The organism is Streptomyces sp. NPDC028314 (assembly GCF_055565795.1).
The window spans coordinates 87,244-110,744 of record NZ_JBVHTP010000020.1 but is presented as its reverse complement, the minus strand read 5'-3'; the positions used below and the strand labels follow the sequence as shown (position 1 = coordinate 110,744).

The window sequence follows — 23,501 nt, the reverse complement described above, 5'->3', positions numbered from 1 at the left end:
GCTCCTCACAGCGTGGCTGGTTCGACGGTCAGGACCAGGGAGTCCTGGTAGAGCTTTTCGAGGTGGTCGGGGAAGGAGTCCTCGACCGGTGCGTCCGGGACGGCGGCGACCGGGAGTCCGTCGCGGCCGGTCAGCCGGGGGCTCGCGGTGTACAGCAGGCCGGACCGGGAGAAGACCTGGCCGAGCAGGAGACGTTCGTGGCTGGGAAGCCCGGCCAGTTCCGGCATCGCGAAGGCCCTGCCTGCGTCTTCTTCGTCGTAGCCGATGCGGGCGATGGTCATCTCGGTGTGCAGGACGTCCATGAACGGGTAGTACGCGTCCTGGACCGCCCGGCTGTAACCCCAGACGAGGTCGTCGCAGCGGCCGACCTGCTCCCAGCTCATCGTGACGCCGCTGCCGCCGGCGAGCCGGCCGGCGAAGAACCGCTTGCAGGCCCTTCGGACGGCCTGGTCGCTGCTGTGCATTCCCATGAACACGGTGGCGTCGATGAAGACGCCGGAGGGGTCAGCGGGCATAGCGCTCGAGCACCTTCTTCGTACGGTCCATGGCGGCGGCGAACACCTCGGGGTTGCGGGCGAGGGCCAGGCGGATGTACCGCTCGCCGCGCTCGGGCGTGTTCCAGTAGAAGAAGGTGCCGGGCAGGACGTAGACCTCCTCGTCGAAGAGGACGGCCTGGAGTTCGGTGGCGGTGACCTCGTCGCTGAGGATCTTGAACCAGGCGACGGAGGTGCCGACGACCGGCTCCTGGAACTGGAGGATGCTGCCCTCCATGGTCTCGCGGGCCGCCGTGCCGTTGGTGGTGATGATCTCCCGGACGGAGGAGAAGCCGTCTGCGATGGAGTCTTCGACGTACTGGGTGACCATGTTCAGAACGAACGGTGAGACGTTCAGCAGGACGCTGGTGTGGAGGTTGTACACCTCCTCCTGGATGTCCAGGCTGGCGGTGATCATGGCGCACTTGGCGTCCTGGATCGGCCAGGTCTTCCCGGTGTCCTCCATCACCATGTAGGTGACCCCGGACTCCTCCAGCAGCTTGTAGATGTCCACGCGGCCGATCGAGTCGTCGCACAGCGCGAAGGAGGCGAAGCAGAAGTCCATGACCAGGACCTTGTCGTGGTCCACGCAGTAGCGGACCACCTCGCGGAAGCCCTCCAGATCCTGCGCCAGGAGGGTGAAGCCGGTCGGGTTGTTCGGGTCGACGAGGTAGATCGCGTCGGCGGTGATGTTCTCCACCAGGCGGTCGTAGATCTCCGCCGTCTTGTGCAGCGCCTGCTCCGGGAGCGGCGATATGGGCACCTGCATGTTGCGCAGCAGGTCGACGAGGTTGTCGAAGCACGGCTCGACGAGAGCCACCGACATCTCGCGCTTCTTCAGGTACATGCCGGCGACCATCGTGGAGACGCTGGCGGAGTAGGAGAGCAGCGTGCGGCCCATGGCGCGGGCCGTGGGCTGGCGGTGCAGCCGGAAGAAGGCGTCGATGAACTGCGCCTCGAAGTGGGACTGCTGCTTGGACTCCGATTCGTACCAGAGCTCGGGAAGCCGGGCCACGATCGCGTCCTGGCTGGGGGACTGGCGCTGGTGGGTGTGTGCGTCGGCGAGGTTGTACCGGGTCTTCAATGCTTCGATCTCGTGCTGGGTGAGGTCAACGAAGCTACTGACGTCTGCCTTCTTGGAACCACTCTCGGACGACGACGCAACGGTGGCCGCGTTCTCGGGCATGAGATTCTCCCTGTAATTTCTTCTGGAAAAGTCCCGGTCGCCAGGCGCCTCAAAGAAGAGGACGCCTTCAGCAACACACCGGAAACGCTACAGAAATCACTCGAAAGCATGAATCACACCCGGGTTACGAATACGATAATCACCGTGATGTTTTCCGCATGGCGAACGAAAAGCGGCCGAGAACTCCAGGGGACTGGAATTCTCGGCCGCTCTCGAATTTCTGGTCCCGCGCGACGGCGCGGCAATACAGACCAGGGCGCTTCCCGCTATCCGGTGGCAGCCGCCAGGAGAAGGTCTTCGAAGATCTTCGGGTCGTCGGATTCGATAACGGGGAATCCGACGCCGTACGAGCCTTCCCAGCGCACCTCGATCCCGGGGTTGGCCCAGTCGGTGCCGTCGGGCAGGAACAGGTGCGGGCTGCAGCGGACCGCGTCCGTACGGGCGATGGCGGCCTGGCCGGAGAGGGTGCTGCGAGCGCGGCCGTCGTCCAGCGCGCTCGCCAGCGCGGTGACGTCGACGACGCCGGTCTCGGCGGCGACGTCCAGGATCACCTTGCGGTGGCTCAGGGACCTCGACTCGGCCCAGAAGGCCTTGCGCAGGCCCAGGTCCAGCTGCTCGGAGGCGGTCAGGGACTGCTCCTTGGCGGCCTGGACCGCTTCCAGCGCGGGCAGCATGGTGGAGGGGTAGAGCCAGTCCTTGGCCTGCCAGAGCTGCCAGCCGGCCTCTGGTTCCAGGCTGGCCATCCGGCCCACTTCGCTGTCGGTTCCCGGGCGGGGGCTGGGCGCGTCGTTCAGGAGCTCCAGGGGAAAGGCCCGCAGGTCGAAGCTGACTTGGCTCTCGAGCCCGAGCCGCTTGCGGGTGGCGTGCAGGCGGTGGATGGCGATGTGCGCGAAGGAACACCAGATGTCCGAGAAGACGGTGATGATGCCCGGCGGCGGGGTCAGGGATGCTGCGGTCACGGGTGGCTCCGATGGTCCTGGGGAAGCGGCGGTGGGTAGGGGTTCGGTGGCGCTTGGTTCGGTGGCGCTTGGTGCAGGGGCACGTGGGTCGGGGGCGCGTGGGTCGGTGGCGCGTGGCGTCAACGGCGCGTGGTTGAGCGGCGCGTGGCGTCAACGGCGCGTGGCGTCAACGGCGCCGTGGGCGTCCAGGGCGGCTTCGAGATCGATGTCCGCACCCGGAAGCCATGACGGCAGGAACGGGATGCGGGCCATGGCCTCCATCAGGGCGGTGACCGTGCGGCCCTCCACCGCCGGCCCGTGGGCGGACAGCAGCCGGGCGGCGGAAAGGGAAGAAACCGACTGGACGGTGCGGTGGAATTTTTCCGCGTCCACCAGGGCCGTCCACGGAGCGATGGCCCGATTCAGCAGGTCGAAGCCTTCGAAGAATTCCTTCACGTCGGCATCATCGAACCGCTGCACGGATTCCGGCAGTACGGTACCGAAACTGTCCGAGCTGAAAAGCGTACCGTCCGCGTGGTCGAATACGGCCAGCGTTCCCGGAGAGTCGAAGGTGGGTGGCCTAAGGAAGCTGAGATTCCGGTCACCGATCGATATTCGGCTCCCGGGATTCACGGTCACCACCCGCTCGCGCGGGATGGCGAATTCCTCGGACAGGCGGGTGAGCGATATCCCGTTCGTGATGACCTTGGCGCCGGGGGCGCGTTCGAGCAGGCGCGTCAGGCTGCCGGTGTGGTCCCGGTCGTCGTGGGTGACCACGATCCACCGGAGATCGGCGGGGTCCACCAGGGACCAGAGGGCCTCTTCGAACGCCGCCCGGTCGACGGGCATGCCGGTGTCCACCAGCAGCGGTTGTTCGCCGCGCACCAGGTAGGCGTTGACCGGCTGCAGGCCGATGTCGGGTATCGGCAGTTCAGAGGGCAGGACGTACAGTTCGCGTCCTGCGGCGTAAGTCTCCACCAGGAACAGCCCTCTCTCTCAAGGTCATACGAGTTGGATGGCCAACGACCCGGCGAGCAGCAGGCCGAGCCCCGTCAGCCGCGGCGCGGTCAGCACCCGGGTCGGCAGCTTGAACATGCCGCGGTGGTCGATCAGGGCCGAAGTCAGCTGCTGGCCCGTCACGGTCAGCCCGACGGTCACCGCCGCGCCGATCTCGGGGATCAGAAGGAAGGTGCCGGTGACATAGCCCGCGGCGCAGGCTCCGCCGAGCCAGCCCCACCACGGCATCGCCTTGAGCGGGGCCAGCTGCGGCTTGGGCGTCTTCCCCGTCAGGCGCAGCACCAGCAGGACGACGGCGATGGTGAGCGTGGCCACCGTGAAGCTGAACGCCGCCACCGTGATCGGGGCGCCCAGTCCGTGCCGGAGCTTGGCGTTGACCGCACCCTGCACCGGCAGCACGCCGCCGGCGATGATGCCGAGCGCGATCCAACCGACCCGGCCCGCGCCCGACATCGAGGGAGCGCCGGGCGGGGCGGACGCCTTCTGGCCCCGGATGATCACGATGATGCCGGCCAGGACGGCGAGGGCGCCGAGGGCGATGCCGGGGCTCAGACCCTTCTTCTCAAGCCCGAAGAAGCCTCCCAGATCCAGGACCAGGGAGGAGAACATCTGCCCCGTGACGAACAGCCCGACCGAGGCCAAGGCTCCCAGGCGGGGGAAGAGCAGGATCCCGCTGGTGATGTAGAGGGGGCTGGCGAGGCCGCCCAGCAGGTGCCACCACTCGACGTCGGGGATCTTTCCGAGGGCTCCGAGCGAACCCGTCACCGCCGCCAGGACCACCAACAGCCCGGTGGCCACGCTCAGTTGGACCGTGGAGGCGCCGTAAGGCGTCCCCACGGCTTTGTTCAGCTGCAGGTTCACCGACGCCTGGACGGCCAGGAGGCAGCCGACCAGGAGGGCTGCCGCGAGCAGCGCAGCGTTCATCTCGTCTCCACACTTCAAACGGACGGTCGTCCCACTTAACATATGCCTTCCAGGGGCAAACGGACAACATGTCCACTTAACTTTTGGCAAGTAAGGTGATCCGCATGAACAACGGCGACGAGAATCCCGTCCCGCCCGTAGTCCTCCGCGGAGATCTCCAGGCCCCGACCCGCGGCGCGGCCCAGCCCCGGCAGCGTGCCGACGCAGTGCGTAACCGCGCCCAGATCCTCTCCGCCGCCGAGACCCTCTTCACCGCGTGCGATCCGCGCACCGTGACCATGGAGCAGATCGCCAAAGCCGCGGGCGTCGGCCGCGCGACCCTCTATCGGTCCTTCCCCGACCCGTCGGCCGTCGCCATCGCCCTGCTGGACGAGCACGAACGGCGGCTACAGGGGCAGATGATCTACGGCCCTCCCCCCCTGGGCCCGGACGCACCGCCCGCCGAACGCCTGGCCGCCTTCTACATCGCGTACCTGGACCTGCTCCGCCGCCACCTGCCGCTCGCGCTGGGCGCCGAGCTGGGGCCCTCCCGCTACGTCACCGGTGCCTACGGCTTCTGGCACCTTCACGTACGCACGCTGCTGACCGCCGGCGGCGCACCCGACCCGGACGCGCTCGCCGACATCGCCCTGGGGCCCCTGGCCCCCGAGCTCTACCACCATCAGCGGCACACCCTGGGCATCTCGCACGAGCGCATCGCCCAGGCCCTCGCCGTCTTCGCCCGCCGCCTCCTGGGCCCCGCCCAGCACTGAACCCCGTGCAGGGCGACATGGCTCACCGGCCGGCAGTCCGTCGGCGGACCAAAACCGCCTGACAGCGTGCCGCGTTGACCCCGCCGACCGCGAACCGCCTCTGACGGGGGCCGGGTCGGCGGTCGCCTGACCCTCGACATGGTGGAGGTCCGAGAGTCGTGGGTGTGGAGAGCGAGACAACTACTGTCGTCAAACGCCCTTGAGCCCTCATCGACATCACTGTCGATGAGGGCTTATGCGTGCTTTTTCAGCGAATTTGAATCTCAGCCGAGAGGGGGTTGAATTCAAATGACCCACATTTCGGCAAGGCGACGGCACATCGTTCTCACGAAAGCATCCACTCACCCATGAGATTGATCGGACTCCGGCCTTCATCATCGAGAACATTGCATTACAATCTTCCCCATATTGATAGACCGATGAATCGAACCGTGCATAAAACTTTCCACCCCTTCCCGAATATGAGGTCAGATGGAAGCTGTCCACTCCAATCGGGTACAGGGCGGTGCCAGCTACCCCTGCACATCGGCGAGCCACGCCCGCGTCACGGGTAGTGCCCACGGGAGACGGATCGAAATGCGTCCAGCTTGAGATCCTCTCTCGAGTGATAACGAGGGCCGGAAGGTGGTCGATCTTCAGGCCGAGATAATCACTCAAAAAGCTCCCTGCCTCCTCATGACAGGTGAAACCGACACGCTCCAGACCTGCCCCGACGGCATCCGCTTCACGACGCACCCCCAGGCACCTCCCAGCCAAACGAGCTGAGGAATTCCTCTAGTTCCGAGTCACGCGTTCTTCTCACCTCGACAGGTCTGTCGCTCCGCGCCGAACAAGAACACTCTGACAGGATAGACACGCCGCTTCTGGGACGCCCGTCGCACTGCGAACGGTCAAGAATTAGATATCACTCAACCGTAGCGAGCGTCCGACTTGATCCTAAAAATCGGCTCCATGTTCGGCGATCAGAGCATTGCAGGCCCGGATCTCTGCACAGTTATCGGCTCCGCGACCGGCGATCTGCCCGCCATCCGCGAGAGCGGAATCAATCTCGGGCTCGAATTAGGCCGGGCGGGACGAATGACAAGAGTGACCGGTGGAAACCATATCGGTACCACGGAACCGAGCTGCTGCGCTCATCGTGGCGTCCGCGGGCGCCGATTACGTTGCCGCTCTAGCCTCAGGCCCGCAATTGTGAACCAGGACCGGCGTGGCGCCTGCCTGATAGTACGTGTGCTGGAAACCCCTCCTCTATCTGCTTTTATGCAGGTGGGGAGGGGTTTCGGGGTCCTCCGGAGTCCGTGGTTGTGCGCCTGAATCCGTGGAGTTCGGGTCCTCCGAACGGCCCAGGGGCTCTGGAGCGTCCGGCGCCAGAAGCGTTGCTGTGGTTACGCTCAGCGCGCGGGCGACGGCATGAAGGGTTTCCATGTGGACCGTTCCGCCTTGCTCGACCTTGCGTACTGTCCCCGGCGAGACGCCTGCGGCTTGGGCCAGTTCTTCCTGACTCATCCCGGCCCGACGCCGGTACTTACGGACGTTGTCCACCAGTTCCGTAGCCATCAACTGACCACCTCCAGCGCCACGGTACGCCGGTCCGACGAGTCAACCGAGGGCTATCCGGGAGATACCCGCCCGAAGCGGTGACCCACCACCGCGCTTGGTGCCGAGCAGGTCGCCAGCACCAGGCAGGGCCCGAGGCGCCAACAGAATTTGGGCCTGAGCGGGAGGGGTCCCTGGTCGGTCGGGCAGCTTCGCCGTACCAGGGTTCTCCGGGGGCCGCCAAGGCTCACCAGGTGACGCTTGCGCTTGGCCTTGGCGGCCCCCGGGGGTTCCTGGTGCGCCTCCGGTGACCGGGCGACGAGGGACCCCTCCCGCGGCCTCGGCCACCCATCAGCACGAGGGCGCCGCACCCGCCCTCGGCCTCCTCCCCCTCGGAGAGAGGGCCGGGCCTGGGGCAGCGCCCCAGAACAGTGCTCGCTGGTGGTGTTGCGCGCCCGGACCGGCGGGGCCGGAGCGCGCGCGGCCCGCGTCAGCGGGCCGCCTTGGTCAAGTGAAGAAACTCTGAACAGCTCTCACTGTCGCCGCATCTGGCCAAGGTGTCAGGCTGACCGTCAGGGGCGCTGCTGCCGACGCTTCTTCGATTCGGCCAGTGCGGCTTCGAGTTTCTCGCATGGCGATGCATCCGAGTCGGCGTCGCCGTCATGGAGACGTGGCAGGAACAGGCCGCGCCGGCTCTTCTCTCGTTTGATCTACCGGCGCTCGCAGAAGACCCGCTGGTGTTCCTCACAGGTCGTGACCCATCGTTGGTCCAGCTCCGCTTCCCATGCCAGCAGCTCGTCACCGCTGAGGTCGGCGAAGTCGGCTGCGGCTGCGGCTGCGGCTGCGGCTGCGGCTGCGGCTGCGGCTGCGTGAGCCTCGCGGGCGATCTTCTCCCGTAGCAGGTAGTTCGCGATCGGCCCGTGGTGCTTGCCCGGCTCCGGGGCCTGGCGCACGAAGGCGACGAACAAGCGCCCCACACTGGCCTCGTCCGCTGACGTTGCCGTCAACTGCTGCCGTCACCCCACGCAGAAGCCCCGCCAAGACACACCTGGCGGGGCCTTTTTTTGCAGGCGCGAACCTTCGAGGACTACTCAACTAATGCCACCTCAAGGTGGGATTAGCACCGCAGATCCTCTATCTGAAATCTTCGCACGGATTTCACCATGCCGCCCACCAGTGAGGATTGAAAGGCATGAGCGCATCAATCCGTCAGAAACTCAGGGATTGCCTAGCATCCAGCCATGCAGGTGCATCTATTTCTCCAGGAAAATTGCCAATCCGGTCAGGCCAGACAAGCTGTACCGCCCTAACGGTGCCATTCTTGTAGAAATTAACCGCCTGCACCAGGTTAGCGTTCACCAAGCGGTCGGAGATTTGGCGAAATTTCACAGGAAACCCTTCGAGAATGTCGCTACTAACATCCCCGTCCTCGAAGGAGTCACCCGCCGAAACCATCACGTGAACCGAATCCAGAACCTCCACCGAGATCTCTTTGGGGAGTCCAGCAATCACTACCTCTGGATGGCTGTGACTGGCCTGAAATCCGATGCTGTAAGCGAATGCGGGCCATTCTCCTTCAGGGTCATCAACCCAGATCCAGCTCCACCCCAGATTAGCCACATCTTCATGGATCTTTCGCTGAATGGCACCCGCATCATGCTGTCCCGAAGCGTTCACACTCACCCATCCATCAACTATCCGACTTCAACCGATTGCAGACGCGGCACAAGACTTGACCGTTCGAAGGGTCTCCTGAGCCCCCCCGCGACTTAGGCGCAATGTGATCGATCTGCCACTCGTCCTGGGGAGGCGTTACTCCGCTCTTTGACTTCGCCGGCGGGACAACATCCTTCCCGCACAACTCGCACGTAGGAACGCCAAACCTCTGCTCGTTTTCATCAACAACTCTCTTCTTGCCGGCGGGGGTAAACGCCTTGCCGGGTCGACTGCCCGGAGCGCCACCAGGCACGTTGCAGAGATTTGCGTTGTGTACCAGGACTGGTACAGCGCCCGCCAGCACATAGTACGTGTGGAGGTCGGCGATGGTGAGGTTGTGGACGGTGGTGGCGAGCGAGGTCCAGCGTTTGACCTCTGTGACTTGGACTTGAGTTCCGCTGCTGGTGCGGAGCCACTGGCCGGGTTGGAGGTCTGTTGCGTCGATCCACTCGGAGAGGTCGACTGACCAGAAGGGGTGGTTGTGGGTGGCAGTGATGACTTCTGAGGCGTCCCCGGTGTCGACGGTGATCTCGACGAGGTTTTTGGTGCCCTGGCCGAGGATGGTGGCCGTGATGTCCTCGGCGACGGTTTGGCCGGTGTTGGGGTCTGTGGCGAGGACCTTGTCGCCGGGCTCGAGTTCCTCGATCGGCTTGGAGGAACCGTCAGCCATCAGGACGAGGGTTCCCGACGCGAAGCTGTTATCCGGGCACTTTCCGAGCGCCGCCTTGACTTTGGAGACGACCTTGCCAGCCACCTGGCCGACGGCTTTGCCGACAGCTTTGCCGACGGCGGAGACGACCACACCGCCTACCGCTCCCAGGACGCCGCCTGCGGCGCCTGCTGCCGCTCCCATCCCCACGTCCTTGAGGACGCCCATGAGGCTGTGGTCGGCGTTGGGATCCATGAAGTTCGCTGCTGCGGCTCCTGCGGCGCCGGCGATTGCTCCGCAGCCTGCGGCGAGTCCGAATCCGACGCCGCCGGTGGCGACACCTGCCGCGCCCGCGGCAGCCACGCAGCCGATTCCGACTACGACTTCGGTAGTGATCGAAACGATCAGTACCTTGTTTTCTTTCCAGATCTGCTTGGTCTTGTCCCATCCCTTGTTGAGCGTGCACATGGAGATGAGGCCGCAGCTCTTGGACTTCTTGGCGGAGCTGCCCTTGTTGCCGCCACCGCCAGAGTTGCCCTTCGGGGCGGGGTGGGGCGTTCTGGCCGAGGGTTCGTAGGCGGTATCGAAGCCGCCCGTGGCGGGCCTCGGGCGCCTGGGGTCGTCTACGGCCAGGTCGTCGTCGCGGGGGTTGTAGTGGCCGCCGCAGTTGCCGTGGTAGCAGTCGGCTTCGATCAGACCCGTCGGGTCGCTGCCGTTGACGGGGTCACCACTGGCGTAGGTGTACCCGTTCATCTGTGTCGGGCTGGTGATGTCGATGACGGGGTCGACGGAGATGAAACGCCCGGTTGTGGACTCGTATTCGCGGGCGCCGATGTGGGTCAGGCTCGTGTCGCTGTCGTCGATGCCGCTGCCGAGGAAGCTGCGGTTGCCGGGCCAGGTTCCGGGTTGGGTGCCGCGGGGGTTGCCGTACGGGTCGGACTTGCGGCGGATGATGTTCTGGCCGCCGGCGAGGTCGATCGATGTGGTGGCGGTTCCGTGGTGGTCGGCGAGCTGGATGCTCAGCTCGTGGTTGGTGGCCTTTCCGCCTGTCCGTCGGACGGTGGTGGCTTCGGGGCCGCTGTAGTAGCGAACGGCGTCGAGGGCCTGGCCGGCCTTGTTGACGGTGACCTGGGTGTCGCCGAGGTAGAGGGTGCGGCTGCTGCCGGTTTCCTCGATGAGGCGGTTGCCGGAGGCGTCGTAGATGTAGGTGCTGGTGTTGTCGAAGCTGAACTGCTGGGGGCCGCTCGCGTTGCAGGCCCAGAGCTGGAGGTCACCGCCGTCGGCGGCGTTGTTGGGGACGTCGACGCACTGGTTGGTGGCCGGGTTGTTGAGGGACTTGTCGCCGGCTCGGTAGACGAACTTCTGCTTGTCGCTACCGTCGCAGGCAGCCAGGACCAGCTTGGTGCCGCTGGTGGTCAGGCACTTGTCCAGGGCGCGGACGGTGTTGTCGGTCAGTCTCCATTTCTGGGGTTTGGTCTCGTTGCAGGGGTAGATCTGGACGGGGGTGCCGTCGGCGGTGTTGCCGTTCTCGACGTCGATGCACTTGCCGGAGGCTCCGGCGACGGAGACGGCTCCGATGCCGGGGCTGCTGGCGGAGGTGATCTTGTTGCGGCGGTCCCAGGTCAGGGTCTGGGTGTCTCCGTCAATGCGTCGGGTCTTGGTGTTGCCGGAGGCGTCGTAGGTGTAGTTGGACAGCGAGGTGACGGTGGAGCCCGGTTTGCGGGTGGTCTTCTCGGCTTTGGCGAGGGTGTGGGGCTTGGTGGTGATGGGCGGCTGGGAGCCGTTTCCGGCGATGGTGACGCCGTAGGTGTAGGTGGTCTCGTCGTCCAGCGCGCTGTTGGTGAGGTCCTTGTTGGTGAGCTTGGTGCGGTTGCCGAGGGCGTCGAACTGGTATTCCTGCCAGAATCCGTCACCATCCGGGCCGGGTGTGACGTCGGCCAGGGTGGGGCCGTTGCAGGCGGCCGTCTTGCCGGTCCAGGCCTTGGTCAGGGAGCCCATCGGGTCGTAGGCGAAGCACTGGCGGTCTTCGCGGCCGCCGGGCTGGCTGTCGGTGATGGAGGTGATGTTGCCGGCCGGGTCGTAGGCGTAGGAAACATCGCTGATCCGGTTGGGCCCGGTCTCGCGGTCGCTGACCTGGTTGGTCATCTGACCGGTGTTCCGGTTGTACTGGTTGCTGGTCCACACCCGGTTCGGGGCGTTGCCCGATGCGGTGCGCAGGACCTCGCCGTAGGGGCTGTACTTGACGTCGGCGGTGTACCAGGCGAGTCCGGAGACGCTCTGGGGCATACCGTCGGCGTTGTAGCGGGTGATCAGTTTCTCGGCGGCCAGGCCGCCGGGGGTCGCCGGCGAGGTGGTGGACTGGATTTTTCCGGTCGGCGTGTAGGTGACGTTGGAGGCGTAGGTGCCGGACAGCCCCTTGGTGCCGGGGACGTCCGGGATGATGATTCTGGAGCCGGTGGGGCGGTATTCGGCGTCGTAGCCGGTGACCTCGCTCTTGTACGCGGCACCGCCTTCATAGCGGGTCGAGGACACGGCCTGGCCCTTGGCGCCGGGCAGGGTGTCGAAGGCCCACGCGGCGACCAGGGGGCCGTTCGCCGCATCGTCGCGCAGTTCGGTGGTGCGGCCGAGTGCGTCGTAGGTCGTGTACTGCATGCGGCCGCTGGAGTCTTTGGCCCAGGTCTGCTGGTCGAGGTTGTCGAAGCCGAATTCCGAGCGGCCCGTGTCGGGGTCCTCCGAGGCTGTCTGGCGGCCGCGGATGTCGTACTCGTACTTCCACTTGTTGCCGGCCGCGTCGGTGACGGATGTCAGCTTGTTGCGGACGTTGTAGACGTAGGAGGTCCTGTTCCAGGTGGTGAGGTCGTTCGACGTGGCCTGCTCGACGGCGGAGGTACGCCCCAGGGGGTCGGTCCACGTCCTCGAGGCGCTGCTGCCCTTGAGGGGGGTAGTGCCGTCGATGGACATGGGCCCGCGGGTGAGCGTGTAGTCGCCGCCGTACTGCACGGTGGACGAGTACTGAGGCACGTCCGAGAACAAGGTGGTGGTGCGCACGGCCCTGCCGAGGCCGTCGTAGGCCGTCTCCGTGGAGTTCGGCACGTGGAAGACGCTCTCCGGAACGAAGATCTTGTTCTGGGGGGCGCCCTCGGCGTAGTAGCCGTTGTTGACCTGGCGGACGGTGCCGTTCGCGCTGTAGAGGGTGTCGGTGATCAGCCGTCCGCCGCCCAGGGCCTCGCCCTGGCTCTGGCGCGGCCGCAGCAGACCGTCATAGATGGTCAGGGCCCGGCTGTAGGTGCCGTCGTCCTGGAGGGTGCTGCTGGTGACGACCGGGGGCTCGTGTTCGGAGATCTGGTAGGTGAAGGTGAAGGCGGCCTTGTCCGTGGCCGGATTCTGGGAGGTGGTCCACACGGCGGTGGTCCGGCCGAGGTTGTCGTAGGTGGACTTGATCTTGCGGCCGTTGGCGTCGGTGTTCTCGAGCGGTGAGCCGCGGCCCGGGTCGTTCTTGGTGGTGACGGTGTGGCCGAGCGTGTTGGTGCCGGAGACGGAGAAGGCCGGGCCGGTGGCGGGGCTGTAGGACGTGGTGACGGTGTTGCCGGCGGCGTCGTACACCTTGATGGAGCGGCCGAGCGCGTCGTATTCGGTGCGGGCGGTGGTGATCCAGCCGGTGCCGGCCGCGTCGTTGGTGTCTACCTGGTAGATGAGGCCCTTGGTGGGGGCTGTACCGAAGGCGCCGAGCGCGTCGTAGGCCGTGCGGCTGTCGGAGAGCAGTTCCGCGGTGGCCGCTTGGGCGCAGTCGCCCGATGTGGTGCGGACGCGTGCGGGGAGGCCGATCAGGTTCTTGGTGGTGTTGTGGACGTAGCTTGTGGTTGCGCACGTCTGGTGGGTGGTCTGCCAGCCGCCGGTGCCGTTGGGGCTGACGGCCTCGGACTGGACGCTCTGGGTGAGCCCGTAGGTGGGTTCGTAGGTGGTGCGGGTGCGTATGGTCCGGGTGGCGCCGCCACTGATCGTCTCGATCGCGTCGGTGCGGGAGGCACCCGAGCGGTAGGCGTTCAGGGGGGTGGTGCCGTCGCGGGGCCGGGTCGCGGTCTGCTGGCTCCAGGGCCACGTGAGGGCGCGGGAGGCGATGGTGCCGCCGGCTTTGGTGTAGGTGATGGTCTCAGCCGCTTGCCCTTGGTACTGGGGCAGGTCTTCGCCGAGTTCTTCGGTGCCGGTGGAGTCCTTGATCGTGATCTTGGGGCGGCCGGCGTCCGCTGACATGCCGCGGAAGAACCGGGTCCGGGTCTGGGACTGCTCGGTGGCATCGGGCTGGCCCGCGTTGGCGGTCATGCCCTTGCTGACGACCACGCTGGCGTAGCCGCGCCACTGGCTGTAGGTGCGCAGTTCCGGCTTGGAGAATTCGTCGCTGTCCTTGCCCCAGGCTGCGTCGCCTTCATACGTGTAGCTCGTGATGACGTCGGGCTGGCGCGAGACACGGTCCTTCTCGGTCACCTTGTCGACGACGTACTTGTTGAACCACTCCAGCGGGGGCTTTTCCACCTCGCCGTCGGGGGTCCAGTGAACCGGGTAGCAGCGGGTGGTGTTCTCTTCGGGCTTGGGGTGGGTGCCTCCGACGGGGCAGGGCGCGGAGTAGTCGACCTTGGTTTCGCCGCCGGTCTCGCTGCGGATGGTCTCCACGCGCAGGCGGTCGAAGTCGGGGGTCGCGTCGTTGGGTCCGGTGGCGACGCGGTTGGGCATGTCCTGGACGTTGGCGAGGAAGGAGACCGGGGGAAGCGTGGTGGCTTCCTGGTTTCCGGCGCCGTCCTTGGTGGTGCCGTAGCCGGTGCGGGTGATGGACTCCAGCCACAGCGGAGGGTGGGTGTCGGTGCGTTGGCGGGGGAAGGACTGGGTCAGGTTCCAGCGGTCCACCAGGGACAGCGCGGTGGAGCCTTCGGTGCGCTGACCGTAGGTGACCACCGAGGTCAGGCGCTTGCGCGTCCAGAAGGTCGGCGAGTCGGTGTAACAGTCCTTGGCGGTCGCCTTGCAGTTGAGCGTGGAGGGAGTGTCCCACCAGGGCTGCTTCTCGCCGTAGTTGTTGCCCTCGAACTCGGCGTCAGAGCACTGCGTGGTGCCTTCCTTGATGCAGCGTTCGTCGACCTTGAACTCGACCTTCGCGGCCGGGGGGCCGGAAAGGTTGTCGCTGCGCAGTCCGTAGGTGATTTGGGTGGGGTAGCCGGCCCGGGCGTAGGTGACCGCTTCCTTGAACTTCTGGTTCTTGGCGTAGCGGTTGGTCTCCTTGGCCCAGTCGATGATCATGGCGTTGCCGTGGACGTCCTCGACGTAGTCGAGGTTCCAGCGCCAGCCCTGATCGCAGGAGGCGGCGGCGTACGTGCTCTGGTAGCAGGGCTCGCCCGGGTGGTTACCGAAGACGGGGACGGTCAGGACCGAGTTGGTGACGGGGCGGCTGCCCGCGCCGTCGACATCGTGGCGGCCGAAGAAGTACCGGTTGCCTTCGCGCGTGGTGACGATCCAGTACTCGCCGTCCTTGGCGCCGTTCGGGACGGTCGTATCGGTCTTGTGCTCGATCTTGGAGCCGTCGTCGTTCGCGGGGATCCACTGACCGGTGGTGGCGTCGTGGACGAGCTCCGTCGTGGAGCCGCCCATGGACATGACGACGTTGTCGCCGGCCCAGCACAGGTCGCTCTTCTTCTTGTCCGTGGTGTTGTCGTTGTTCGGCTTGCCCGGGTTGGCCTTCAGATCGTCCGAGCAGGAGCGGTAACGGCGCTCGATGTAGCCGGGCTCGTAGTCCCAGCCGTCACCGACCCAGGACGCCTGGCCGTTGGCCACGGACGTCTTGCCGTCGACGGCCTGCGAGGAGTACGAGAAGCCGATCTTCGGCGCCGGGCCGGCAGGCGGTGCGGGCACCTCCAGCGGATAGGACCAGGAGAAGCCTCCGCCGCTGCCTCCCGCGCTCCAGGAGCCGGTCGGTGAGAGGGAGGTGGCTTTGTAGGTGCCGCCTGCGCCGGATGCGCCGTCGGTGGCGGCCAGGACTGTGGGGCCGCCGCTGCTGCCGGTCATGGTGCGCAGGCCCTGGGCGGGGGCGGTGGCCGGGTCTACGGTGGCGCGGACGGTACCGGTGGCGGGGTCGTTGACGCTTGGGACGTCTCGGGCGACGGAGCACTCGGGAAGCTGCGGGGTGTCCAGGAAGCAGGCCGGGAGCTGCTTGAGCTGCAGGCGGGTTGCCCACTCGGTGCCGTAGAGGTCCTTGAACTTCTTGTAATCCAGCTGGACGTCGACCGGTGTCGAGCCCTCGCTGGGCGGAGTGACCTTGATGAGCGCGCCGTCGACGTTAGCGGCCTCAGTGGCGGTGCGGGTCTCGACGGCAACCGACCAGGTACCGGACGGAGGCGCCGGCGTCGGATTGGCCTCGGTAGGCGAGGCCTTGCCGATGCTGACCGGAAGCGTCCCCGCCTGGACAAGCTGATCCCCGGAGAGCGCGACGCTGGCCGTACCGCCGGCCGGGGGTGACACCTTCGACGGCTCGTACTCCGGCGGTGACTGAACCGGAGCCCCCGCCCACCCTTCGAGCTTGGCGGCCTCGACCTTGTCGAGTTTGGCCTTGAGCTCCTGTTGGAGTCCGGGCAGCTGGACTCCGTCGCGGCTGCCCGGTGGTGCTGCCCAGGCTTGTATGGGCAGGAGTGTTGTGATCAGCGCCACCGAGACGGTGATGCCGGTACGCCCGGCGAGGCGCGCGCGTCTTGCGCGGGCTCTCTTGTTTCCGGGCAGGCGGAAATGATGCGCCGAGAACGGCGACATGTGGACCCCCCACGCTCTGCCCACGCTGATGACACACGTGTGGCAGGAAACTTATAAATAGTGTGCTGATTCTGCGGCCTGATAGCGGATTAAATCCATAGGTTCGGATCTGATGTGGAGTTAATCACTTACCGTGCACGTAGGTCATGACAATCAGGGTGAATCGGGTGTTCGTGGCATGTTCTCGCAGGTGACGGTAGCCGCGGGATGCGTCATGCTCGGGTCGCACATTTCATGCGCGAGTCGCCGGACGGGGAGTCGGCTCTTCGCGCTGCCCGGTCACCGGGCCAAATTGCCTGCGAACACCCAGGGGTGGCGGAGTCGCGCGCCCGAGGGGGGAGAAAATCACCGTGTCCGAAAACGAATCTTCAGATGAGAATTCGCCAACAGAGGCCGAAACGGCGCAGTTTGATATCACGACTGTTCCGCCTCGCTGGTACCGGCAGCGCCGTGCCCTCGGCAGCCTCGCCGCACTGCTGGCCGTTGCCGTCGCAGTGCCTGTCGCCCTGAACTATGACGACGTGCGGACGCCGGCGAAGGCCTCACCGTCCCCGAAGCCCAAGGGACCGGTTGGCGCGACGGAGGCCCGCCGCCAGGCGAAGGAGAGCGGTAAGGAGGTCGAGGTAACGGCCGAGGCCACCGCTCACAGCCGTACCTGGGCGCAGCCCGGTGGGACGTTCAAGCTCCGCGTTTCCAGTGCGGCGACCCGGGCCAAGGTGGGCGATGAGTGGAAGCCCATCGACACGAGCCTGGAGCGGGTGGATGGGGGGTTCGCTGCCAAGGCGGTGAACGGCCGTGTGGTGTTCAGCGCCGGCAGCAAGGCGCAGAGCGCTGATCCGGGCCGTGCATCGCGGGGTGTCTCGCGGGTGTCGCTGGTAAGTCCTGCCACCGTGAACGTGGACCCGCCGGTTCCTGCCTGGACGGATCTGGTGCGACTGAATCTGGATGGTCATGACCTGGTGGTTGCCTGGCCGGGGCCTCTGCCCGAGCCCGTGATCTCCGGATCGCGGGCCCTCTATGAGAATGTCCGGCCGGGTATCGATCTGGTGATGACGGCTCAGGACGGCGGGTACACGCATGTGCTGGTGGTCAAGGACAAGCAGGCCGCGGCCGACCCGCTGCTGGGACAGCTGAACTACCGTCTCTCTTCCCCGGACCTGACGTTCCACCTGGACGAGGAGTCCCGTTCCGTGAGCGCCCGGGACAACAAGGGCGAGGAGGTCGCAGGATCGCCGACCCCCTTCATGTGGGACTCCGCCGGCAAGGTCGCCGTCACCGACGGCGAACCGCAGGCGAAGCCGGCCCCCGAGGCGAAGAGCCACCCCACGCTCGCGCTGTCCGGGTTGAACGGTGCTGAAGGCAATCACGCGCGGGCGGCCGGTGCTTCGCTGTCGGCTGAGAACGTGCTGACGGTGACCCCGAACGTGCAGCTGCTGAGCGATGCGGACACGGTGTATCCGGTTTTCATCGACCCGTCGTTCAAGGGGCACAAGCAGAACTGGACCACGTTCTACAAGACCGAACGAAACTCCAGCTTCTGGAACGGTCAGAACTACAACAGCGGAAGCGGCACCCCCGAGGCCCGCGTCGGCTACGAGACGACCACCTACGGCACGTCCCGGGCGGCGTTCATCTTCGATTTCGGCAGCCAGCTCTACGGCTCCCAGATCCGTTCGGCGAACCTGCGGGCTCTGCAGACCTACTCGTGGGGCTGTGACGCGAGGGCATTCGACGTCTATCACACGCCGCTCATCAACAGTTCCAGCAACTGGAGCAATACGGATAACGGCACGTTCTGGGGTAAGCGGATCGCCGGCGCGAGCACCGGACACGGCAAGGACAGCTCCTGCCCCGACGCGTGGGTCGGCATCGACATCAAGCCGACCGTTGAGGAAGGCGCCCGCGGCGCCTGGCAGAACCTGACCCTGGGCCTGCGCTCCCCGAACGAGAGCGACCCGAGTTACTGGAAGAAGTTCCAGGCCAACGGTGAGAGCGCCCCGTACATCGAGGTCGAGTACAACAAGGCCCCCGACGAGCCGCTCCAGGGCGGGATGGACACCGTCCCCGGCGGGCTGTGCGTCACCGACGCCCCGTTCAACAAGGTCGGCAAGTCCGACGTCATGTTCGAGGTCCAGGGCCGCGACGGCGACGGGAACCTGCGCGCCATCCAGATGAGGATCTGGCGCGTACGCGACGGCGTGGTCCTCTTCGACCAGGAAGTCAACCCGGACAGTTACGGCGTCGCCCGTACCACCCTCAAGTGGGAGCAGTTCACCCCGAACGAGACGTACTCGTGGGCGGCGGTCACCATCGACTACGACAACGCCCGCTCCCCGGAGGGCCCGGCCGGCACCGACAAGCCGTGCTCGTTCACCGTCGACCACACCCAGCCCACCGCGCCCACCATCCGCTCCGAGGACTTCCCCGCTCCCGGCCCGGACGGCGCGGAGTGGAGCAAGAACACCCTTGGCCCGGGCAAGATCTCGGTGATCGCGGGCGGCACGAACCCGGCGGACATCCGCGAGTTCCAGTGGTCGCTCAACCACCCCGTCTACGACCAGAAGGCCGTCCCGGTCGCCGGACAGGACACCGTCACCGTCGACGTCAATCCCGACAACGCCGGCCCCAACCTCTTCTACGTGCGGATCGTCAGCAAGGCCGGGAACGTCTCCAACCCGTTCATCTACACCTTCTACGTCCGCCCCCGCCCCGGATCCGACGGCCCCGGCGACGTCACCGGCGACGGCAAGGCCGACATCCTCGCGATCGACGGCGCCGGTGACCTGCGCGTCTACCCCGCCGACGCGACTGGCGACGTCGACGCGTGGATGCCGGCCGCCACCGACGACGGCAAGCCCGCACCGGCCGGCTACTGGAAGGACGCCAGCGGCAAGAGCGCGTTGATTGCGCACTCCACCGACTGGTACCCCGGCGACGGCATCACCGACCTCATCGCCCGCATGCCCGACGGCAAGCTCTACGTCTACCAAGGCGACGGCAACGGCCGCTTCGACATCAGCCGCCGCACCGAAATCCTCCTACCCCCTGGCGCACCCGACCCGGCGACGCTGACGCAGATCGTCGTCGTCCAGGACGTCACCGGCGACGGAGCCGAGGACATATTCGGCGTCACCCAGGAATCCTTCTGGGCCTTCACCGGCTACAGCGGCGCCTCCATCACCGACGCCACCCGCCTGACCGTCAAAAGCTGGGACACCCGCGACATCGTCAACATCCGCGACGTCTCCGGCGACGGCATCGCCGACCTCATCTTCCGCGACAACGCCGCACCCGACCGGGGCCTCGCCCTGCGCAAGGGCAAGCCCGGCCCCAACGGAGGCGTCGACCTCGCCTCCCTCGGCACCGCGGCCGCCTCCCTGGACGCCAAGGACTACCCCTACGGCACCACCGGCTGGGACCGCGCCACCTGGCCCCTCCTGCACGGCACACCCGACGTCAACAACGACGGCATCCCCGACCTCTACCTCACCCGCAACGACGGCACCCTCCACCTCTACTACGGAGGCCGCACCACCATCGCCAACGGCTGGCGCGTCGAAGAAGACGACTGGAACACCGCCCGCACCCTCGGCTAACAACACCGAGCATCAGACAGACGCCCGGCCGGGAAACCTCTCCCGGCCGGGCGTCCGGCTTTCGCGACCGCAGGGACCAGGCCGCCGTCCTCACCGAGACCAGATACGAGGCCGCACAGGGCTATGCCGGTAGCCGGGTACCGCTAGACCTGCGCAGACATGGCCCGGTCGGGTGGCCCGAGGTCGCACCGGGCGTGCATGGCTCGCTCCGTTGTCGTACTCGGGGTCATCGAATCCAGGGCCGACCAACAGGCATGCGCGGTCCCCTTGCCAACGCTGCTGCAGGACATGCCCACATGGCTCGGCCGGCCAAGCGAAGCGATGCCTTCACTCCTGATCGCTGCTGAGTTCAGGAGCCTTCAATCGGCCCGGCCCGGTCCCATCCAGGCGCCCGCACGTCGATCGTGAGGCTTCCCGACGCGACCTCTTCGCCGCAGGTCCGGCACGTCGACGTCAGATCGAGGTCGTGCTCGGCGTCGTGCTCGGAGCCGGGCCCGCCGTGATGCCGGAAGGCGACCGGCGGAGTGTCCACCGCCCAGCGATCGCCCCAGGCCAGCAGAGCGTGCATCACCGGTGCGAGATCGCGGCCGGCCTCCGTGAGGTGGTATGCGAAGCGCAATGGGCGCTCGCTGTAGGCGCGGCGCTCGACCACGCCCGCCTCCTCCAGTGCGCGCAGTCTGGCGGCGAGGCGGTCGCGGGGGGCGCCGGTGTTGCGGACGATCTGGTCGAAGCGCTGGTTGCCGTAGAAGATCTCGCGGATCGCCAGGAGGGCCCAGCGTTCGCCGACGAGTTGCAGCGCGGCGGCTGCGGAACACGGCCGACCGGGCACGTCGGGGTGCGGAACCGAGGTCTCGCCCTGCTTCGCGTTCGAGGTCACGTCCCCATTCTCTCCCGAGTCCGTTGTGTTTTCAAACTTGCACCGCTAGCCTCCGGTCCATGACAGTTGGAATTTCAAACCCACACAGGGCGTCCCGAGCCGTGTTCGCGACGGTCGCGGCCGCGGTCTTCATGTCGAACCTCGACCTCTTCATCGTCAACGTGGCCCTCCCGGCGATCGGCGACTCGTTCGGCGGCAGCGGCCTCGGCTCCCTCTCCTGGGTCCTGAACGGCTACGCGATCGTCTTCGCGGCGCTCCTCGTAGTCGCCGGCCGCGTCGCCGACCGCTCCGGTCACAAGCCGGTCTTCCTGACCGGACTGGCGGTGTTCACCCTCGCCTCGCTCGGCTGCGCACTCGCTCCCAACGTCGGGACGCTGGTCGTGGCACGGCTCGTACAGGCCGCCGGCGCCGCGCTGCTGATGCCGACGTCGCTCGCGCTGCTGCTCGACACGACGGCGCCCGAGAAGCGCGCCGGGGCGGTGCGGGCCTGGGCGTCGATCGGCGGGATCGCCGCCGGACTCGGGCCGGTGGCCGGCGGGCTGCTGGTCGAGGCCGGATGGCGCTGGGTGTTCATCGTCAACGTGCCCGTGGGGATCGCGGCGTTCGCGCTCGGAGTCAAGGTGCTGCCGTCGCCCCGACGCGCTGGGGCGGAGAAGAGTCCGCTGCCCGACCTGTTCGGCGCCGCCCTTCTCACCGGATCGATCGCAACGCTCGCGCTCGGTCTGGTCAAGGCTCCCGACTGGGGTTGGACGAGCGCCGGCACCCTCGGCGGCCTGGCTGCCGCGGTGCTGCTCGGCGTGTGGTTCGTCCTGCGCTCGGCCCGCCACCCCGTGCCGATCGTCGAGTTGCCGCTGCTCCGGGTTCCGGCCTTCGCATCCGCGGCGGCCTCCCTGACGCTGTTCACCGTCGCGTTCGCCGGAATGCTGCTCGGCGCGGTGCTGTGGTGCCAGGGCGTGTGGGGCTACTCGGCCCTGCGCACCGGCCTCGCCATCGCGCCGGGCCCCCTGCTGGTGCCGCCGGTCGCGTTGCGGATCGGGCCCGCCGTCGCCAGATTCGGTGCGGGCCGCATCGCGCTGACGGGAACTGTCCTGTTCGCGGCCGGCATCCTGTGGTGGGCCGCGGCGCTCGACACCGGCTCGGCCTACGCGGCCTCGCTCCTGCCCGGCATGATGCTGACCGGCCTCGGCGTCGGCATGACGATCCCGGTCCTGACCGGGGCGTCGGCGGCCGCCCTGCCGCCGGCCCGCTTCGCCACCGGCTCGGCCATCACCTCGATGGGCCGCCAGATCGGCGCGGTCCTCGGCGTCGCGATCCTGATCGGGATCCTCGGCACCCCGGCCCCCGGACACGCTGTCGCCGCGTTCCGGCACGGTTGGTACGCGGTCGCCGTGGCATCCCTGCTCGCCGCGTGCGCGACGCTCCCGCTCGTACGCAAGCCGCGACCGGCACCGGCCGCCGGCGAGGCGGCCGACATCGCAGAGGCCGCGGAGGCCGGCGCCGCCTGAGATGCGAGTCCTGTCCCGTCGCGGGCCGCGCGGACGCCGAGCCGGAGTTGCCCTTCCTGCTGCTGCGGGGTGGCCGAGGACGTCATCTGGCCCGCGGCGTGCGTGGGCGAGGAATCCGATCCACACGCGGGCTCCTTCGCACGGGAAGAGATCGGGTACGTCCTGCTCTCCGCCCTGCGGGACTGGGCGCGGGACTCCCCCACCGGGGCGCTGGGCATCGCCCGCGGCATCATCCGCCTCGTCGTGAAGTGCACTCCGAGACGATGTCGCGCACTCGCTTCGGGAGTGCACGGCATCGTCCGTGCCGCCGGTGCACGCGATGCTGTGCACTGCCGGCATCGAGTGCGCGCAGCGGATTCCATGATGTCCCGCCCTCCTTCACCGGCCAGTACTCAAGGCGGAGTCCTCGCTATCCGAAGCGCGGGTCGGGTCATCGCCCGGCCCTCGCATCGATGAGCGGTGGAGGCCATCTGCCCCACTCACCTCACACCTCTGGTGGCGTCGGCGCAGACGCGCGGCGCGCCATGGGCTCGGTCGGCCGCCGGGGTACTGCACTTCGCCGATGTCGCCGGGAGTGCTGTCGTACCACTCGTACGTGTCGTCCGCGTCGTTGATCATGTAGGTGACGCGTCCTACACGTACCTCCACGGATACCTCCACGGACCAGCCCACCCCGGTGATGGCGTCCAGAACGGCGCGCACGGTCGTCGGGCACGTGAAAGTGAAGTCGATCAGCCAGCGCGGCACGAGTGCAACGGCTGAGGCCGCGGGCACGCAGTCGCCTCGGCGCCCGGCGAGCGGTGGAATACGCGGGTGGTGAACTGGGCGCAAACGTACGACTGTCACTTCGACACCGATCGCGTCCCCAGGCTCTTGGAGCAGTTGGAGCGCGAGAGCGACGCAGAAGCATGGATGGAGCTGGGGTACAGGCTGGTCCTCGAGCACGACCTCGTGTCCCCCGCCGCCTTCGCCGCGCTGCCCCGCCTGGCACGCCTCGCCTCGGGCAACGCGGACGCACGCCGTCTGGCCGGAGAAACCATGGATGTCCGCCAACCGACCGGTCCTGCCGCACAGCGCTGTTTCACTCTGGCTCAGTAACACCAAGGGAGGGGACAAGAGCGGTGGATAACCTTCAGGTCAGCTGGGAACTCACCGGGTCCGGCTGGGCAACTTACCGAATCTCGGACGGCTCTTCGGAGCACAAGGACATCGTCAGCTACTGCATGGACGCTCTGGCTGACTTGCTTTGCAGCGTTGCAGGCCTCTACAGTCCTGCCACCGTCCAGCGCGCTTCTCCTTCGACCTCGAGCCCGCCGAAGTGAGGTGGGTTCTCCGGGGCGCGGGGCCACAAGTAGACATTGCGATCTACCGGTTCCCGGACATGTCAGCGAGCTTCGACGTGCCCGACGAGGACGGCACGCTCGTATGGAGGTCGAGACAGGCTCGCAGTGTCCTGAGCCATGCCGTCATGGAAGCTGCACAGTCA

At 67.0% G+C, this 23,501-nt stretch carries 13 protein-coding genes; 3 read left to right on the top strand and 10 right to left on the bottom strand.

Annotated features, from left to right (window positions below; genetic code table 11):
• Nucleotides 1–5: 5 nt before the first annotated feature.
• The 5 genes from ACZ4TG_RS34430 to ACZ4TG_RS34410 all read right to left on the bottom strand — a co-directional run bounded on the left by ACZ4TG_RS34430 (nucleotide 6) and on the right by ACZ4TG_RS34410 (nucleotide 4,598).
• Entirely contained in the window at nucleotides 6–515 is a 510-nt protein-coding gene (locus ACZ4TG_RS34430; RefSeq protein ID WP_468170996.1) for a DUF6190 family protein, read from the bottom strand.
• Nucleotides 505–1,719: an aminotransferase class I/II-fold pyridoxal phosphate-dependent enzyme gene (locus ACZ4TG_RS34425; protein WP_468170993.1), complete on the bottom strand. Its 1,215-nt coding sequence runs from the start codon at nucleotides 1,717–1,719 to the stop codon at nucleotides 505–507. Before ACZ4TG_RS34425 ends, ACZ4TG_RS34430 begins: the two co-directional genes overlap by 11 nt.
• 266 nt (nucleotides 1,720–1,985) lie before the next feature.
• A complete protein-coding gene (locus tag ACZ4TG_RS34420; protein WP_468170990.1) occupies nucleotides 1,986–2,678 on the bottom strand; it encodes a DsbA family oxidoreductase in 693 nt (230 codons plus the stop codon).
• A 150-nt stretch (nucleotides 2,679–2,828) separates the two neighbouring features.
• Nucleotides 2,829–3,635: an MBL fold metallo-hydrolase gene (locus tag ACZ4TG_RS34415; RefSeq protein WP_468170987.1), complete on the bottom strand. Its 807-nt coding sequence runs from the start codon at nucleotides 3,633–3,635 to the stop codon at nucleotides 2,829–2,831.
• A gap of 24 nt (nucleotides 3,636–3,659) precedes the next feature.
• Nucleotides 3,660–4,598: a DMT family transporter gene (locus ACZ4TG_RS34410; RefSeq protein WP_468170984.1), complete on the bottom strand. Its 939-nt coding sequence runs from the start codon at nucleotides 4,596–4,598 to the stop codon at nucleotides 3,660–3,662.
• Between the two features lie 104 nt (nucleotides 4,599–4,702).
• Between ACZ4TG_RS34410 and ACZ4TG_RS34405 the strand changes: the two genes are divergently transcribed.
• Nucleotides 4,703–5,350: a TetR/AcrR family transcriptional regulator gene (locus ACZ4TG_RS34405; protein WP_468170981.1), complete on the top strand. Its 648-nt coding sequence runs from the start codon at nucleotides 4,703–4,705 to the stop codon at nucleotides 5,348–5,350.
• A gap of 1,248 nt (nucleotides 5,351–6,598) precedes the next feature.
• Here the strand turns inward: ACZ4TG_RS34405 and ACZ4TG_RS34400 are convergent.
• From ACZ4TG_RS34400 to ACZ4TG_RS34385, 4 genes are all read right to left on the bottom strand, one after another.
• Nucleotides 6,599–6,856 carry a helix-turn-helix domain-containing protein gene (locus ACZ4TG_RS34400; RefSeq protein WP_468171097.1) on the bottom strand — a complete coding sequence of 86 codons (258 nt, stop codon included), beginning with the start codon at nucleotides 6,854–6,856 and terminating at the stop codon, nucleotides 6,599–6,601.
• A gap of 740 nt (nucleotides 6,857–7,596) precedes the next feature.
• Complete coding sequence (locus ACZ4TG_RS34395) at nucleotides 7,597–7,854, bottom strand: hypothetical protein (RefSeq protein ID WP_468170978.1); 258 nt, start codon at nucleotides 7,852–7,854, stop codon at nucleotides 7,597–7,599.
• A gap of 241 nt (nucleotides 7,855–8,095) precedes the next feature.
• Nucleotides 8,096–8,569 (bottom strand): DUF4262 domain-containing protein, encoded by a 474-nt coding sequence (locus ACZ4TG_RS34390; RefSeq protein WP_468170975.1) that lies wholly within the window; start codon nucleotides 8,567–8,569, stop codon nucleotides 8,096–8,098.
• 7 nt (nucleotides 8,570–8,576) lie between these two features.
• Nucleotides 8,577–15,938, bottom strand: a complete 7,362-nt coding sequence (locus ACZ4TG_RS34385) for a ricin-type beta-trefoil lectin domain protein (protein WP_468170972.1) — start codon at nucleotides 15,936–15,938, stop codon at nucleotides 8,577–8,579.
• A gap of 449 nt (nucleotides 15,939–16,387) precedes the next feature.
• On the opposite strand from ACZ4TG_RS34385, the gene ACZ4TG_RS34380 reads away from it, so the two are divergent.
• Nucleotides 16,388–19,633 carry a DNRLRE domain-containing protein gene (locus ACZ4TG_RS34380; protein ID WP_468170969.1) on the top strand — a complete coding sequence of 1,082 codons (3,246 nt, stop codon included), beginning with the start codon at nucleotides 16,388–16,390 and terminating at the stop codon, nucleotides 19,631–19,633.
• 349 nt (nucleotides 19,634–19,982) lie between these two features.
• Here the strand turns inward: ACZ4TG_RS34380 and ACZ4TG_RS34375 are convergent, their stop codons facing one another.
• Nucleotides 19,983–20,510, bottom strand: a complete 528-nt coding sequence (locus ACZ4TG_RS34375; protein ID WP_468170966.1) for a winged helix-turn-helix transcriptional regulator — start codon at nucleotides 20,508–20,510, stop codon at nucleotides 19,983–19,985.
• A 101-nt stretch (nucleotides 20,511–20,611) separates the two neighbouring features.
• On the opposite strand from ACZ4TG_RS34375, the gene ACZ4TG_RS34370 reads away from it, so the two are divergent.
• On the top strand, nucleotides 20,612–22,015 hold the full coding sequence (locus ACZ4TG_RS34370; RefSeq protein WP_468170963.1) for an MFS transporter: 1,404 nt from the start codon (nucleotides 20,612–20,614) through the stop codon (nucleotides 22,013–22,015).
• Nucleotides 22,016–23,501 lie beyond the last annotated feature (1,486 nt).